Raw genomic sequence first — 16373 nt, 5'->3', positions numbered from 1 at the left:
TTTTGTTCTTGTGTGTGTGGGGGGGGGGGTGGGGGACCCCCACCCCCACGGAAAGGTGACCACCCACAAAGCCCACAACCCCAGATGCACCCCACCAAAACACCAGGTAGAACTGGTCTCAGCACCATCTCAGCAACCCGCCCCCAAGCTAGTAACCACAAGCCCTTGGAGGAGGGGACCAAATGAACAACCGAAAGGTGACCCTGGCCGCTGCTGCGGCCGGTGTGCTCACCGGTGCGGCAGGCCTAGGCCTGCTGGCAATGCCAGCAGGCGCAGGCCAGCCACCATCCCTACCCGCAATCGCCCCGGAAACCCTGGTCGAGCAGGTCCTGACGAGCAAGCCGAGCGCGTTCGGCGGCACCGTGGAGGTCGACAACAAACTGGGTCTCCCGGCGATCTCGCAGATCCCGCAGCTGGCCGACGGCAAGCACAGCGCCAGGATCTGGACCGACGGCAACGGCAAGCTCCGGCTCGCCCTGCCGAACGGCCAGTCCGAGCAGACCATCGTGGACGACGGCACCACCACGTGGTCCTGGAACTCGCAGGACAACGAGGTGACGAAGTCCGAGCACAAGGCGGACCAGAAGCCTGACCAGCCGAACTCCGAGCAGAAGGCGATCGACCCGGCCACCGCGGCCAAGGAGATCGTCACCATGACCAAGGAGTTCAGCGACATCAGCGTCGACGGCACCGCAAGGGTCGCCAACCGCGCTGCCTACGAGCTCGTTCTCACCCCGAAGGCGAGTGAGAAGACGCTGATCCGCGAGGTCAGGATCGCCGTCGACGCCGAGCTCAAGATGCCGCTGAGGGTCGCTGTCCTGACCAACGGGACGAGCGAGCCGTCCGGCACGGTCGGCTTCCGCGAGATCAACGTGGGCAAGCAGGACGACAAGCTGTTCCAGTTCACCCCGCCGGCCAACGCCAAGGTCACCACGCCGGAGGCCAAGGAGGAGCGCCAGCAGGGCAAGCCAGAGGTCGGCATCGAGCAGGCGCTGCAGGGCAAGGACCCGCAGATCTTCGGCACCGGCTGGGACACCGTGGTCGGCGCGCGGATCCCCGCTGAGGCCATGGCCCAGGTGCCCGCAGAGGCGCAGGGTCTGGTCGACCGGTTCACCAAGAAGGTGAGCGGCAGCTGGGGCAGCGGCAAGCTGTTCAACACCAAGGTCGCCACGATCCTGATCGCGGACGACGGCCGTGTTGTCGCGGGCGCCGTGCCCGAGCAGGTGCTGTTCGACACGATCGGACAGGTGAAGTGACCACCTCGACCAGCGCGCCGGTGACAGCACCGACGAAATCCGCTGTCGCCGCGCGGACCAGGGGTCTGCGCAAGGAGTACGGGAGCACGGTCGCCGTGGACCGCGTCGACCTCGAGGTGCCGGAGGGGGCTGTGCTCGGCATGCTCGGCCCCAACGGGTCGGGCAAGACGACCACGATCCGGATGCTGCTCGGGTTGGTGCGGCCCACCCAGGGGGAGATCGAGCTGCTCGGCAAGCCGTTGCCAGACGGTGCCGAGCACGCGCTGCCGCACGTTGGCGCGCTGGTCGAGGGTCCGGGGTTCCACCCGTTCCTCAGCGGGCGGGAGAACCTCGTCAGGTGTGCCGCGTTCGAGCCGCTGCTGCCGAAGAAGCAGATCAAGCAGGCAGTGGAGGACGCGCTCGAACGCGTCGGGCTCGCCCAGGCGGCCCATCGCAGGTACCGGGGGTACTCGCTCGGCATGAAGCAACGTCTCGGCCTGGCCGCGGCGTTGCTCGTGCCGCGCAAGCTGGTCGTGCTCGACGAGCCGACCAACGGCCTCGACCCGGCGGGAACCAGGGAGATCCGCAAGATCGTCGCCGAACTGCACGCGGCGGGCAGCACCGTCCTCGTCTCCAGCCACCTGCTGAGCGAGGTCGAGGCGACCTGCACGCACGTCGCCGTTCTGCACCGCGGAACCGTGGTGGCGCAAGGAGAGTTGACCGAACTGCTGCAGGCGGGCGGTTCGGCGCTCCAGGTGATCACGCCGGACGTCGAGACGGCACTCAGCGCGTTGCGGCAGGCCAAGATCTCCGCACGACCGCTGGGTGACGGCCTGCGCGTCGAGCTCGCGGGGACGAGCGCGCCTCAGGTGATCGAGACGCTCGTCAAGGCAGGCGCCCAGGTCTTCGAGGCGACGCGCTGGAAGACCGGGCTCGAAGAGCTGTTCGCACGGCTCACCGAGGCCGAGGAGGCCGAGCGCGGAATGTCCGCTGTGGACACGCTGGACGGGGGTTCGCGATGATCACGCGTCAGTTCGCGTCCGAGGTGCGCTGGATGCTGCGCAGGCCGCGGACGCTGATCGGGTTGTTCGGACTGATCCTGGTGCCGATCATCATCAGCTTCGGCATCTGGACCGCCGGCGAGGGCGACGGCGGGCCTGGTCTCGCCGCGATCCTGCAGGGCAACGGCATGGTCGTGCCGATCTTCACGCTGTTCCTGTCGCTCAACCTGCTGCTGCCGCTGGTCGCGTCGATCTGGGCGGCGGACGGGCTTGCGGGCGAGGCGCAGCACGGCACGTTGCGCGGGCTGCTGGTCGCACCGGTGTCACGGGTGCGACTGCTGTTCGTGAAGCTGTTCGGGCTCGCCGCGATGTCACTGCTGGCCGTCACGCTGATGGCGGTCGTGGGCATCATCGCCGGCACCGCGTTCCTCGGCACGGACGGCATGGTGACGTTGACCGGCACCACGCTCAGCACCGGTGAAGGCCTGCTGCGCATCGGTCTGTTCATCCTGCTGGTGACGTTCCAGATGGTGTCGATCGGTGCGGTCGCGCTCGCCGTCTCGTCCACCACCGAGCACCCGCTGGTGGTGCAGGCGGCGACGATGACGACGATCATCGTGTTCCAGGTGCTGGGGCAGTTCTCGTCACTGGACTGGCTGCACCCGTTCCTGATCACGACGGGTTTCCCCGGCCTGGTCGACGTGATGCGGGATCCGATCCCGCCGGACCAGATCTGGAGCAGCACGCTGCTCGCCGGCTGCTACCTGCTGATCGGCACCGGCCTCGCCGCGATGCGCCTCATCACCAAGGACAGCTAACGAAAACCGCCCTCGCTGTTGATCACCTGTCCGGTGATCCACTCAGCGTCGTCGGTGCAGAGCCAGGAGACCAGCCGGGCGGCGTCGTCCGGCTGACCCCAGCGGCCCAGTGGCATGTGATCGCGCACCCACTCCCTCGTCTCCTCGTTCGCGTAGCCGGTGTCGGTCGGGCCGGGGTTCACCGCGTTGACGGTGATCCCCTGCCTGATCAGCTGGTGCGACAACGTCGACATGATCCCCACCAGTGCGCCCTTCGCCGCCGCGTAGGCGATCTGCCCCGGCATCGGCCCGAGGTTCTGCCCGGACGTCATGAACACGACCCGCCCGCCCGGTGCTCCGTCGTGCCGCCCGGCAAACGCTTGCGCCAACAGGATCGACGACCGCGTGTTCACCGCGTAGTGCGCGTCGATCTTCTCCGCGTCCAGCTCACCCAGCTTGCCGTCGGGCCCGCTGCTCGCGTGGTTGCACACCAGCACGTCGACACGCCCGTAAGCCTCTACCGCGGCCGCCATCAGCTGGTCCGGCGCGTCCGGCAGAGCGAGATCGGCACCGAGGTGCTCGACGCGACCGCCAATGCCCGCGATCACGTCCTCGATCGAGTCCGCGCCCCACGGTTGGGCGGCGTCGTGCGCCACGTGGTGCTGCACGAACAGATCGGCGCCCAGCCCGGCCAGCCGACGCGCGATCGCGTATCCGATGCCCTGCCGCCTGCTCACGCCCGTGATCAGCGCGACTCGTCCCTCGAGAGATCCCATAGGACCCCCAGCTAACCGATCCGGGCAACGCCGTCCAAGTCAATTTCCAGCCGGACCTGGTCCCCGATCTCGGTCATCGGTCCCACGGCCTCGTACTCCTCGCCGTCGATCTGCACGAGCAACCGCACGTGATCCCGCCGGTGCACCCGTTCCAGCACAGTGCCTTCCAGCGCCCCGGACGGATCCACCCGCAACGCCGTGGCGCGCAGCCCCACCCGTTCCGCGTCCAGGCCCACGAACGAGCCGGGCACGAACTTGTTGCACCCCAGGAACTTCGCGGTCTCCACGTCAACGGGCGAAGACCACACCTCGGCCGGCGGGCCCACCTGGACGATCCGGCCGCGCGACATGATCGCCACCCGGTCGGCCAGCGTGAACGCCTCGTCGTGGTCGTGCGTCACCACAAGAGCCGTCGTGGCCGCCTCCCGCAGCAACCGCGCCAGATCGACCGCGAGCTGCTCCCGCAACGCCCGGTCCAGCGCCGACAACGGCTCGTCCAGCAACAACAACCGCGGCGAAGGAGCCAACGCCCGCGCCAGCGCCACCCGCTGCTGCTCGCCACCCGACAGCTGCGTCACCCGCCGCGAGGCATATCCGTCCAGCCCGACCAGTTCGAGCAGTGACAACACCCGCTTGTCGCGCTCTTCGCGATCCACCCGACGCATCCGCAGCCCGAAAGCCACGTTCCCGGCCACCGACCGGTGCGGAAAAAGCTGCCCGTCCTGGAAGACCAGCCCGAACTCGCGTCGGTGCACCGGAACACCGGCCAGATCCGCCGAATCCCACCGGACAGAGCCGGAAGAAGGCTTCTCCAGCCCTGCGATCGTGCGCAACAAGGTCGACTTCCCGCACCCGGACGGCCCGAGCAACGCGACGACCTCGCCGTCCGCCACCGACAGCGACACGTCCGACACTGCGGCCGTCTGTCCATAACGGACGGTTATCGAGTCCAGTTCCAGCGCCATCAGAACTCCCCGCTGCCCGGCACGCGCAACCGCTCGATCAGCAGCACGCACCCGACCGTCACGACCATCAGCAGCGCGCACGCCGCGTAAGCCATCTGGCTGTTCAACTCACCCGGCCGCGACATCAGCCGCGCGATCACCACCGGCAACGTCGGCGCGTCCGGTCGCGCCAGAAAGCTCGTCGCCCCGAACTCCCCCAGCGCCACCACGTACCCGAACCCGGCCGCCGCCACCAGCGACCGTCCGACCAGCGGCAGGTCCACCTCACGCCACACGCGCAACGGCGAGGCGCCCAACGTCGCCGCCGCCTGCCGCAGTCGTTCGTCCACGGCCCGCAACACCGGCAAGACCATCCGCACGATCAACGGCGTCACCACCAACGCCTGCGCCAACGGCACCAGCAACGGCGAAGTCCGGAAATCACCGGGCAACGCGTCCATCGTGACCAGATAACCGAAACCGACAGTCACGGCGGACACGCCCAAAGGCAGCATCAACGCGGTGTCGAGCACCTCGGCGATCCGCGAGCCCGACCGCCGCAACCCGACCAGCACGACGGCCGAGAACACCCCGACCAGCAACGCCACCACGGTCGCGTCGAACGCCGTCCGCACCGAGTTCATGGCCGCGTCGAGACCGGTCACCGCCAGCGTCCCGCGATCACCACGGGTCGCCAAAGCCGTGTACCCGGCGAAGCTCCAACCGTCCCGAGTGGACAGCGACCGCGTCACCAGCCCGACCACGGGCGTCAGCAGCGCCACCACCACCGCGAAAGCGGCCAGCACAACGTACCACTCGCCACCGTACGGCCGCCGCGCCAGCTCTTCCCGGTCGCGCAACGACAACGCGGTCTCCCGCCGCCGTCGAGCCACCGCACCCAGAACCAGAACCGCCAGCACCGCAAGGAACTGCAGCAACGACAACGCCGCCGCCCCGGACAGATCGAACAACTCGACGGTCCGCAGGTAGATCTCGGTCTCCAGCGTCCGGTACCGCGACCCGCCCAGCACCAGGACCACGCCGAAACTCGTGGCACAAAAGAGAAACACGACCGCCGCGGCCGACCCGATCGCAGGCGCCAACGCCGGCAACACGACCGAGAGGAACGCCCGAGGCCGGGAAGCACCAAGCGCGCGAGCCGCGTCCTCAGCCCGCCGATCCGTGTGCGCCCACAGTCCACCGACGGTCCGTGCGACCACGGCGACGTTGAAGAACGCGTTCGCCAGCACGATCGGCAGCACCCCGCCGTCCGGCCAGAACGTCCGGAAAGCCAGGCCCACCACCACGGTCGGCAGCACGAACGGCACCATCACCGCGGCTCGCACGAACCCGAGCCCGCGAATCCTGCACCGCGCCAGCACGAACGCCACCGGCAGCCCGCAGAGGACCGCCACCACCGTCGACGCCGCGGCCTGCCCCAGCGTGAACCAGACGAGTTCCCAGGTCTCCCCGGAGAAGACGGCGTCGAGCACGCCACCTTCGCGCAGCCCGAGCGACACGATCGCCAGCACTGGCCACGCGAAGAACAACCCCAGGAAGGCCAGCGGCAACAGCGCCGCCGCCGACCAACCGGTACGGGAACTCAGCCCTGCACGAGCTTGCGCCACTGCTCGACCCATGCTTCGCGGTTGTCCTTCACCTTGTCCGCGGGCAGCGTCTGCGGGTTCGGCGGCAACGGAGCGTCCTTGGCCCACGACTCGGGCAGCGCGACACCCTCACGCGACGGGTAGACGTACATCTGCTCGGCCACCTGGGCCTGGAACTTCTCGCTCAGCAGGAAGTCGAGGACCTTCTGCGCGTCGGCGGAGTTCTTGGCGCCGGACAGCACACCCGCGTACTCGACCTGCCGGTAGCAGGTGCCGAGCACGGCCTTGGTCTTCCCGCCCTCGGCCGACGGCGACGACGCGTACGAGACGACGATCGGCCGATCACCCTTGGTGGCGGAGAACTCCTGGTTGTAGGCCTCTTCCCAGCCGCTCACGACCTTGACGCCGTTGGCCTTGAGCTTGGTCCAGTAGTCCTGCCAGCCGTTCTCGCCGAACTTCGCGATCGTGCCGAGCAGGAACGCGAGCCCCGGCGAGGACGTGGCCGGGTTCTCCACGACCAGCTTGTCCTTGAACTTCGGGTCGATCAGGTCCTCGTACGAGGCCGGCTCGACCCCGCCGAGCTTGGCCGGGTCGATGTTCAGGCACACGTCACCGACGTCGACGGCGTGCAGCCGTCCCGTGGAATCGACCTGGTACCGCTGAGCGCCCTTGGAGGCCTCCGGCGAGGCGTACTCGGCGAACACGCCCTCGGCCAGCGCGCGCGAGGCGAACGTCGAGTCGACGCCGAACGCGACGTCGCCGATCGGGTTCGCCTTGGTGAGCACCAGCTTGTTCGTGAGCTCGCCGGCGTCACCGCTCGCGATCTGCTTCACGGTGATGCCGGTGGCCTTCTGGAACTCGTCCATCAGGCCTTCCTTCACGACGAACGAGTCGTGCGTCACCAAAGTGACCTCGTGCGTCTGCGGCGCGGTCGAAGTACCGGCCGAACAACCGGTCAACACCACTGCGGCAGCGGCGACAGCAAAAATCCTTTTCACGCAAATCTCTCCCTACGCCGGTATGACCCGGATCAGGTGGACGGTCGAGGGCTTGCGAGCCCTCCTCTCAGCCCGGCGCTTCACCGGACTCCCGTGGCAAACGCGCAGCCTACGTGACGTGGTGGGACGATCAGGACATGGCCGAGCTGTTGAGCGACGATCAGTTGAACGACGTGCTGCCCAAGCTGCCCGACTGGACCGCGCAGGACGCGGTCCTGGTCCGGACCGTGGAGCTGGCGAGCTTCTCTCAGGCGATCATGGTCGTGAACCGGATCGCGGAGATCGCGGAGAACGACAACCACCATCCGGACATCGACATCCGCTACAAGACCCTCACATTCCGCCTGAGCACCCACTACAAGGGAGGAATCACCGCACTCGACGTCTCTCTCGCCGAGGAAATCGACGGAGTCCTGGACGCGATGAGCTGATTCGGTCAAGATGTGCGCTGCCGCCGCCCGCGGAAATGAGAGGGACAACCCTCATGCGGTTGCGCACACCTGTATTCGTCATGGCGCTGGCCGGTAGCCTTTTGATCGCACCCGCGGCTGCTCAAGCCGTGCCGTGTGCCGTGACGGACTCGATGATCAAGGCCAGCCAGGCGTGGCTCAACACGAGCAACGACCACAAGGCGAACAACTGGTCCAACGGGAACTTCCACACCGGCAACATCGCCCAGGTGCGAACCACCGGGATCAGCAACCACAAGACGTGGCCGTGGGTCCAGGCGAACAAGTACCTGCTGCCGATCGACCCGGCGAACCCGTACGCACCGGACCCGCAGGCAAGCGGCGAGGCCTATCTCGCCGTGTCGTTCTTCCACCCGGAGCCCGCGGTGCTCCAGCCGCTGCGGGACAACCTGCGGGCCCAGGCGAAGACCGGGAAGTACGACTACTGGCAGTCGCCGGACGCGCTGACCATGTCGCTGCCGTCGTTCACCGAGGTCGCCGTCCGCGACCTCGACCAGGACCTGCTCGACTACTCGTACAAGTCGTTCCGCGGCCTCAAGAAGCGGACGTTCAACGAGGTCACGGGCCTGTGGAGCCTGAACGTGCAGACGAACGGCTGGGCGGTGCAGGGCCTGGCCAAGGCGATCCTGATGCTGCCGAAGGACAACCCGTACCGCGCCGACTACGCCAAGACGCTGCGCAAGTCCGCCCAGACACTGCGGTACCTGCAGCGCCACGACGGCTTCTGGGGCGCCACCGGCAAGGACTCGGCAGCCACCGCGATGATCACCTACGCGCTGGCGGCGGGCATCAACGCGGGCGTGCTCGACAAGGACACCTACCTGCCGCACGTGCAGAAGGGCTGGCAGGCCCTTCAGGCCGCGCTGGACGCCAACGGCCTGCTCGGCTGGTCGGCGGCCCGCAACTCCTGGAAGCCCGCCTCAGCCGGCGACTCGAGTGGGTTCGCTACCGGCAGCTTCCTCATCGCCGGGCAGCAGCTCGTCCCTCTTACGCCGGGTTGCTAGACCGATCGCGACCAACGTGAGCATGCCCGCTGCCGGGTAGCCCCAGCCGAGCACCACGAAGTACCACGGGCGCGGGAAGTCCCAGATGTTCGGCTGGGCCAGCAGCAGGAACGAGATCAGATAGCCGCCGGTCAGCAGCACCCACAGGCCGGCGGTGATCTTGCACAGGAGGTGTCCGCCCTCGTAGGTCAGCCACAGGAGGGCGGGCACCATCCACACCCAGTGGTGGCTCCACGAGATCGGCGAGACCAGCAGGCCGAGCATCTGCACGCTGACGATCAACGCCAGCACGTCCTTGGTCTTGCTGACCGCGAACCACGTCAGCGCGGCGGCGCCGAGCATGGCGGCGAGGTAGAGGAAGAAGGGCAGAGTGGAGTCGGTGACCAGGTGGTCGTGTCGCAGGCGCCCGACGTCGTAGCCGACCGTGCGGCTCAGCGCACCGCGCAACGACTGGTTGATCGCGCTGCCGACCGGCCCGACGCGGCTGGCGTCACCGAGCAGCTGGAACCAGAACTTGTCCGACTGCGACGGTGAGATCACCCAGCCGATCCCGTACACCGCCACAAAAGCGACGAACGACCAGACAGCGGCCATCCACCGTCGTTGGATCAGGAAGTACAAACCGGAGATAGCGGGCGTCAGCTTGATGCCCGCGGTGAAGCCCACACCGGCGCCGCCGACCCAGTTGCGTGCGCTCGCGAGCGTGCCGATCAGGATCGCCACCAGTACCAGGTTGATCTGGCCGTAGTTGAGCGTGGTGCGCACCGGCTCGATCCACAGCACCAGCGCGGTCCACATCATCGCGCGGCGCGCGTCCTGCAGCTTCAGCAACTTCAGGCTCGTGCGCACGATGTAGTAGAGGCAGCCGAGGCAGATCAGCTGCCAGACCCAGCGCGAGGCCTCCCACGGGATCCAGCTCATCGGCGTGAAGATCGCCGCCGCGAACGGCGGATACGTGAACGGCAGCGGGAACACGTCCGCGTACTGGTCGAGCCGCCACTCGTACAGGTCGCCGGAGAACAGATGCGGCGATCCGTTGCGGTACACCAGCAGGTCGATCATGGTCATCTTCGCCTGGAAAGCGACCATCAGCAGGTGCCCGGCGACCGACAACACGAGCAGCCACGGTGCTACGGAGAGCACACGCGCTTCCACAGCACGGAGTTTCACCCCGAAAACGTTACCCGAGGCAACGTTCGCGGGTACCCCGGCGTCATAACAACGGGAGAGATCGCAAGAGGGAGTTTTTCTGATCATGTCTGTTGATCTTGTAGTTGCCGCTGTCGCCGCTCTGGCCATGCTGGGGGTCGCGTTCGGAGTGTTCGCCGTTGCCGCTCGTTCCAAGGGCAGCGTCTGACAGTTCGTTCAAAGCTGTTGTAGGACAAGCGAAAGGGGGAGCCTCCACTTGGGAGGCTCCCCCTTCGTCTTTCCTAGATCAGGAAAGGGCGCTTCAGGCGCGGCGTGGCTTCAGGCGCAGCTTTAGAAGTAGTGCGCGCGTCCACCGACCGGCTTGCCGACCGCGCCGAGGACGGCGAGGATCGCGCCGATCACCAGAAGCACCACGCCGATGGTCGTCAGGATGCTGATGCCAGCCAGCCATCCGACGACGAGCAAAATCAGACCAAGGACGATCATGACACCTCCAGGTGGGGAATCCTTCTCTGGGCTACCCCACAGAGGTCGGTACAAACCTCTTCACGTCATGACTGTTCTCAGCACCTCCCTGACCAGCCGGGCCTGCACGCCGTCGCTGTCACCGAGAATCGCCTCCGCTTCCAGCACGTGTGCCCTAGCCCGGTCCCGCTCACCGTGGTCGGCCAGGACCTTCGCCAGCAGGCCGAGCGTGTGCGCCAGGTCGTAGGTGGCGCGCATCGCCCTCAGCAGCGCGATGGACTCCTCGTAGCGGGAGACGGCGTCGCCGGTCCTGCCGAGCTTCAGGTACATCTCGGCCAGCGCTTCGAGGTTGGTGGTGGCGAGCACGGACGGTGCAAGCCCCTCGATCGCACGGTAACGATCCCTGGCCTTCTCGCAGAACTCGAGTGCGCGCTCTTCCTGTCCCATCTCGAGGTAGGCCGTGCCGAGAGCGGCCAGGTGGTGCGCCCGTTCGAAATCGGGAAGGTCGTCTGCCCTGTCCTGAATTCCGAGCAGCAGGTCCACCGCCTCCTGGTGCCGTTGCTGGAACCGGAACACCTGGGCGAGTCCCCGGCTGAGGTTCGCCTCGGCGACGACGTCTCCCCGCGCGACGTCCAGCCGCAGCGCCTCCCGCAGGTGGAACTCCGCTTCCGGCAGTGAGCGCGTGGCGATGTAGATCCCGGCCAGGCTCCGGTGCATGCGTGCGTGGCCCCAGTCGTCGCCTGCCCGCCGTGCGGCGTCGAGCGCCCGCAGCTCCAGCGACTCGGCCAGAGCCGCGTGTCCCCGGCGCAGGAGGGACATGTGCATCGACAACACGAACCGCCACGCGAGGTCGTCCTGCCCCGTGTCGAGAGCCTGCGTCGTCAGCCTCAGCAGCACCTCGTGCTCGGCGATGAACCAGTCGTTCGCCGTGTCGTGGTCGGTGGCGGGCTCGACCACCGCGTGCTCGGCGGGCGCGGGAAACCCCGGCCAGGCCGGATTGCTCTGCAGCCAGCTCCAGGCGTGTCTCGACGTGTGCAGGTAGTGGTCGTGCATGACGCGCACGGCCTCGTCCTGGTCCGGCAGCTCGGCAGCGCGTTCGGCGGCGTAGTCGCGCAGCAGGTCGTGCAGCCCGAGCCTGCCGGTGTGCCTCGTGGCCACCAGGCTCACCGCGACGAGCTCGTTCAACGCCCGCTGCGCGGCCTCCACCGGAAGCCGGGAGAGGCTCGCCGCGGCGGCCACCGTGAACTCCGGCCCGGGGTGCAGGCCGAGCAGCACGAACAGCCTGGCAGCGGCTTCGCTGACGGAGCGCAGCGACCAGGAGAAGACGGCGCGGACGTCGGTCGCGGGGTCGTCGACGTCGAACGCTTCGAGTCGTTCCTTCTCCAACTCGTCGGCCAGCGCCGTGAGCGAGTCCCCGTAGGCCGCGCGAGCGGCCACGATGCCGAGCGCCAGCGGCAGTCCCGCACACCGCGCCACCAGGCGGGACACGGCCTCCGGCTCGGCCTCGATCCGGCCGGCGCCCGCCCGCTCGGTCAGCAGGCCGACCGCCTCCCGCTCGCCGAGAACGTCGAGAGCGACCGGGTACGCGCCCTCCCTGACCACCAGCCCCTGGAGCCGGTTGCGACTGGTGATCAGCACCAGGTTGGCCGCGCCGCCCGGCAACAGCGGACGCACCTGTTCGACGTCGCGGGCGTTGTCGAGCACCACCAGCACCCGGCGTTGCGCCAGTGCCGACCGGTAGGCCGCGATGAGCCTGTCGTCGGATTTCGGGATCTGCTCCACGCCGAGCGTCATCAGGAAGTCGCGGGCCACCACGAGCGGGTCGAGCGGGTCGGCACGGGTGTCGAAGCCGCGCAGGTCGGCGTACAGCTGGCCGTCCGGGAAACGATCGGCCACCAGGTGCGCCCACTGGAGCGCGAGCGCGGTCTTGCCGACACCGCCGATGCCGTTGATCGCGGAGATCAGCACGGGTCCGCCGGGCCGCGTTCCGAGCGTCTCGGTCAGCCGTGCCAGCTCGTGCTCGCGGCCGACGAAGTGCGGATGTGCGGGCGGGAGCTGGCGAGGTACGACCGCGCTCGCCGGCACCTCGTCCCGCAGCACTCGGTCGTGTGCCTCGCGCAGCCGTTGTCCCGGGGCCACGCCGAGTTCGTCGTCGAGGCGCCTGCGGATCTCCTGGAACACCGCGAGAGCCTCGGCCTGCTGGCCCGCGCGGTGCAGCGCGAGCATCAGCTGGGCCCAGAACACTTCCCGCAACGGATGCTGCCGCACCAACGCGCGCAGCTCGGGCACGAGGACGTCGGTGACGCCGGCCAGGTCCTGGTCGATCCGCCGTTCCAGCGCGATGACCTGTTCCTCCATCAGCCGCGGCACGTCTTCACGGTGCAGCGACTCGGATTGGACGTTGGCCAACGCCTTGCCGCGCCACAGCTCCAACGCGGCGCGGTAGTCGCCCTGCGCGGTGAGCCGGCGGAAACGGGTCAGATCGAGCTGATCGGGCGCCACCTCGGCCGAGTAACCGCGCGACGACGTGCGCACGCAGTTCGCCGCGCCCAGCGACTGCCTGAGCCGTGCCACGACCATCTGCAACGTCTTGTGCGCCCGGCCGGGGGCGGGCGGCTCGCCGTCCCACACCTGTTCGACCAGCTCGTCGACCGGCACGAACTCGTTGGCCCGCAACAACAACGTGGCGAGCAGCACTCGCCCGCGCCCCGCAGGAACAGCGACAGGCTCGCCGTCTGCGAGCACCTCCAACGGCCCCAGCACGCGGTACTCGACGATCACACCGGCCGAGTCTAGGTGCGCACCGGCACGCCGCAGTCCCGGTGAGCCTCGACGGCCAGGGCTTCCGCGGCCGCGGCGCCTTCGGTGTCACCCGTGGCACGGCGCACCTCCGCGAGCGCCTGGTGCGACAGCCCTTCCAGGTGGCGCTGGAGGGTTCGGCGGTGGGTGGCCACGGCCTCCTCCGCACACCGCAGCGCCTCCTCGGTCTCGCCCAGCGCGAGGTGCAGCAACGCGCGTTCCCTGAGCTCATCCCCCGCGCCCAGGGCGTGGTCGCCGAGCCGGGCGCGTACTTCGCTCAGGTGGTGCTTCGCTGCCTCGTAGTGACCGAGCTTGCGATGTGAACGCGCGGCCGCCAAGTCCGCGGCGATCCGCTGGTGGACCATCGTCTCCTGGTCGGCGAGCTCGACCTGCAGGCGTGCGGCCGCCAGCGCGTCTTCGAGCGCACCGCAGTCGTCGAACACCTCGGTCAGCGCGTTCCAGGCCTCGAACTCCTCCTCGACGCCCACCCAGAGCCGCGTCTCCTCGAGCACGTCGACCATCAGGTCGAACGCCTCGTCGGCCTGGCCGAGCGCCAGCTTCGCCCGAACCGTGATGCTGGCCTCGAGCGTGTTCCTCCGCGGGTTTCCGAGTTCCGCCTGCAGCGCGAGGTACGCCTCGTGGTGAGCCATCACCTCGTGCAACCTGCCCAGCTCCATGTAGACGCTGACCAGGCAGACGTGCGCGTGTCCCCGCAGGCCCGGCGAGCCGGTGAGCTCCAGCGCCCTGAGCAGTGAGCGCTCGGCGGCGAGGAGGTCGGGCACCTGGAACAGGATCGTGCCGATGTTGAGCAGGACCAGCGCCTGCCCCTCGACCGACCCCGTCCGCTCGTGGATCGCGAGCGCCTGCTGCTGGTGGTGCAGAGAGGCAGGTGTGTCCCCCGCGATGCGGCTCAGCGCACCCAGGATGTTGTGCGCCGACGCCTGAGCGGCCAGGTCGCCGGTCCCGGTGCTCAGGTCGAGTGCCGCCTGCGTGAGCTGCTTGACCTGGGCGAAATCCCCCTGGCTGAAGCAGTAGACCGCCGTGCCGAGGTTCGAGGACGCGATCAGGACGTCGTCGCCGGACTCGCGGGCGGCACGTTCCCGGATCGCGCACAACGCAGACCAGTTCGTGTCGTCGCGGACCTCGTAGCAGTAGGAGGCGAGCACGGCGCCGATCTCGCTGGCGGGCCAGTGGTCACCCCGGTCGGTAGCGACCACCATCGTCGAGACCAGGTTCTGGTACTCGTCCCTCAGCCACGCGAACGCCTCGTCCGACGTCTTCAGCACCACACCGGGCAGCTGGGTCGTGGCGGTGTTGAGCGGGAACCGGCGTTGGTCCGGGAACAGCAACTCGGCCGCGTCGTCTTCCATCCGCCGGTAGAAGTCGTACAACCGTGCGATGGCCTCGTCGGTCTCCTGGGTCGTGCACCGCTCGCGTGCATACACCCGCAGCAGGTCGTGCAGGGCGAAGCGGGTGCCGCGCTGTTCGACGAGGTGAACGCCGACGAGGTGGTTGAGCTCGCGGCGGGCGTTGGGCAGGCCGGCGATCACGGCGGCGTCGTTGGCGGTGAAGTCCGCGCCGGGCAACAACCCCAGCCGGCGCAGCACCAGTCGTGCGTCCTCCGGCAACGAGGAGTAGCTCTCGTCCAGGACCACGCTGACCGCGGCCGAGGGATCGCCGGGAACCGCCAGCTCACCGAGTGTGTCGTCGTCCAGTTGCGCGACCTTGTCCGCGATGGTCATCGCGTCCTGCGTGCTCAGGTCCGCGGCGGCGATGCGCAACGCCAGCGGCAACCCTCCGCACAACCGCACCAGCGCGGCAGCGGCGTCCGCCTCGACGTGCACCCGGTTCTCGCCGAGCACCCGTTCCAGCAGCCGGATGCCGCCGTCGTCGCTCAACGTGGGCAGCCGCAGGAGATCCGCGTCGTGCAGCGCCAGTCCTCGCAGGTCACCGCGACTGGTGACGATCGCCAGAGCCCCGCCGGACGCGGGCAACAGCGGCCTCACCTGCTCGACGTTCGCGGCGTTGTCCAGCACCAGCAACAACTTCCGGTCCGCGACCAGCGAGCGGTAGAGCGCCACCAGCTCGTCCAGGCCGACCGGCACGGAGTCGACACCCAGCCCCTTGAGGACGAGGGTCAGCGCTTCCTGCGGTGACATCGCCCGCACCGGATCCTGCCCGCGCAGGTTCACGAAGATCTGCCCGTCCTCGAACCGTTCCGCGATCCGGTGCGCCCAGTGCACGGCGAGCGAGGTCTTGCCCACTCCGCCGGTACCCGCGATCACCAGTACCTTCGCCTCGCTCGTGGCGAGCCGTTCGACGTCACGCTCGCGCCCGGCGAACGTGGTGAGGTCCGGCGGCAACTGCCGTGGCGTGACGGGCCTGTCCTTGGGCGGCGCGACCTCTCCGCGCAGGATCTGCTCGTGCAGTTCACGCAGCGCGGGCGCCGGGTCGATCCCCAGTTCGTCCGCCAGCAGCTCGCTGACCTGCCGATACGCCGCGAGCGCGCCGGCCTGCTGACCCGAGCGGTACAGCGCCAGCATGAGGTTGGCCCAGAACCGGTCGCGCAGCGGATGCCTGCGGGTGAGCTCCTGCAACTCCGGGACCAGCTCGACCGACCGTCCGACCGCGAGATCCGCCTCGATCCGCTGCTCCAGCGCGGAGAGCTGTTCCTCGACCAGCAGCGGCACCTCGTCGCGGTGCAGCGACTCCGAGGTGACGTTGCCCAGCACCGGCCCGCGCCACAACGCCAGCGCCGCCCCGAACTCCCGTTGCCCGACCAGGGTGCGGAACCTCGCGAGGTCGAGTTGCTCCGGCTCGATCTCGGCCAGGTACCCGCCGCGCTCGGTGCGCACGCAGTTCGCCTCACCCAGCGCCTGCCGCAGCCGCATGACCACCGTCTGCAAGGTCTTGTGCGCCCGGCCCAGCTCCGGCGGCTCGCCCTCCCACACCCGCTCGACCAGCTCGTCCACCGACACGAACCGATTGGCGCGCAACAACAACATGGCGAGCAGCACTCGCCCGCGCCCGGCAGGAACAGCCACCGGTTCGCCGTCGAGCAGTACCTCGAGCGGTCCCAGCACCCGGTACTCAACTCTCACGATCAGGGAGTCTAAGTGCGCGGATGC

The 16373-nt window shown here is 68.6% G+C and carries 13 protein-coding genes; 5 read left to right on the top strand and 8 right to left on the bottom strand.

From position 1 onward, the window contains the following. The first annotated feature begins 182 nt into the window (after positions 1-182). From ACWGE0_RS25540 to ACWGE0_RS25530, 3 genes are read left to right on the top strand one after another with little or no spacing between them, the layout of a single operon-like run. Complete coding sequence (locus ACWGE0_RS25540) at positions 183-1256, top strand: LolA family protein (protein ID WP_452263412.1); 1074 nt, start codon at positions 183-185, stop codon at positions 1254-1256. Further along, entirely contained in the window at positions 1253-2257 is a 1005-nt protein-coding gene (locus tag ACWGE0_RS25535; RefSeq protein WP_452263411.1) for an ABC transporter ATP-binding protein, read from the top strand. The genes ACWGE0_RS25540 and ACWGE0_RS25535 overlap by 4 nt, the downstream gene beginning before the upstream one ends. Next, positions 2254-3054: an ABC transporter permease gene (locus ACWGE0_RS25530; protein ID WP_452263410.1), complete on the top strand. Its 801-nt coding sequence runs from the start codon at positions 2254-2256 to the stop codon at positions 3052-3054. The genes ACWGE0_RS25535 and ACWGE0_RS25530 overlap by 4 nt, the downstream gene beginning before the upstream one ends. Here ACWGE0_RS25530 and ACWGE0_RS25525 read toward each other — a convergent pair. Genes ACWGE0_RS25525 through ACWGE0_RS25510 form a run of 4 tightly spaced genes read right to left on the bottom strand, consistent with a single transcriptional unit; the run spans position 3051 to position 7358 of the window. Next, complete coding sequence (locus tag ACWGE0_RS25525; RefSeq protein WP_452263409.1) at positions 3051-3809, bottom strand: SDR family oxidoreductase; 759 nt, start codon at positions 3807-3809, stop codon at positions 3051-3053. The two genes, ACWGE0_RS25530 and ACWGE0_RS25525, sit on opposite strands and share 4 nt — an antisense overlap. A gap of 11 nt (positions 3810-3820) precedes the next feature. After that, positions 3821-4774 (bottom strand): ABC transporter ATP-binding protein, encoded by a 954-nt coding sequence (locus ACWGE0_RS25520; protein WP_452263408.1) that lies wholly within the window; start codon positions 4772-4774, stop codon positions 3821-3823. Further along, a complete protein-coding gene (locus ACWGE0_RS25515) occupies positions 4774-6393 on the bottom strand; it encodes an ABC transporter permease (protein WP_452263407.1) in 1620 nt (539 codons plus the stop codon). Before ACWGE0_RS25515 ends, ACWGE0_RS25520 begins: the two co-directional genes overlap by 1 nt. Continuing rightward, entirely contained in the window at positions 6357-7358 is a 1002-nt protein-coding gene (locus ACWGE0_RS25510) for a thiamine ABC transporter substrate-binding protein (protein ID WP_452263406.1), read from the bottom strand. The genes ACWGE0_RS25515 and ACWGE0_RS25510 overlap by 37 nt, the downstream gene beginning before the upstream one ends. 137 nt (positions 7359-7495) lie before the next feature. Between ACWGE0_RS25510 and ACWGE0_RS25505 the strand changes: the two genes are divergently transcribed. Both ACWGE0_RS25505 and ACWGE0_RS25500 read left to right on the top strand, forming a co-directional pair. Beyond that, on the top strand, positions 7496-7789 hold the full coding sequence (locus ACWGE0_RS25505; protein ID WP_452263405.1) for a 4a-hydroxytetrahydrobiopterin dehydratase: 294 nt from the start codon (positions 7496-7498) through the stop codon (positions 7787-7789). A gap of 59 nt (positions 7790-7848) precedes the next feature. Beyond that, complete coding sequence (locus ACWGE0_RS25500) at positions 7849-8832, top strand: glycoside hydrolase family 88 protein (RefSeq protein ID WP_452263404.1); 984 nt, start codon at positions 7849-7851, stop codon at positions 8830-8832. Here the strand turns inward: ACWGE0_RS25500 and ACWGE0_RS25495 are convergent. From ACWGE0_RS25495 to ACWGE0_RS25480, 4 genes are all read right to left on the bottom strand, one after another. After that, positions 8749-10002 (bottom strand): mannosyltransferase, encoded by a 1254-nt coding sequence (locus ACWGE0_RS25495; RefSeq protein ID WP_452263403.1) that lies wholly within the window; start codon positions 10000-10002, stop codon positions 8749-8751. The genes ACWGE0_RS25500 and ACWGE0_RS25495 overlap by 84 nt on opposite strands. Before the next feature lie 309 nt (positions 10003-10311). Beyond that, positions 10312-10467, bottom strand: coding sequence for a DUF6131 family protein (locus tag ACWGE0_RS25490; RefSeq protein ID WP_086662791.1), 156 nt, complete (start codon positions 10465-10467; stop codon positions 10312-10314). Between the two features lie 60 nt (positions 10468-10527). Then, on the bottom strand, positions 10528-13227 hold the full coding sequence (locus tag ACWGE0_RS25485; protein ID WP_452263402.1) for a BTAD domain-containing putative transcriptional regulator: 2700 nt from the start codon (positions 13225-13227) through the stop codon (positions 10528-10530). An 11-nt stretch (positions 13228-13238) separates the two neighbouring features. Continuing rightward, on the bottom strand, positions 13239-16346 hold the full coding sequence (locus tag ACWGE0_RS25480) for a BTAD domain-containing putative transcriptional regulator (RefSeq protein ID WP_452263401.1): 3108 nt from the start codon (positions 16344-16346) through the stop codon (positions 13239-13241). Positions 16347-16373: the final 27 nt, after the last annotated feature.

Source organism: Lentzea sp. NPDC054927 (genome assembly GCF_053610285.1).
Note: the sequence above shows the minus strand (reverse complement) of the source record. Positions and strands in the feature narration are given on the sequence as shown.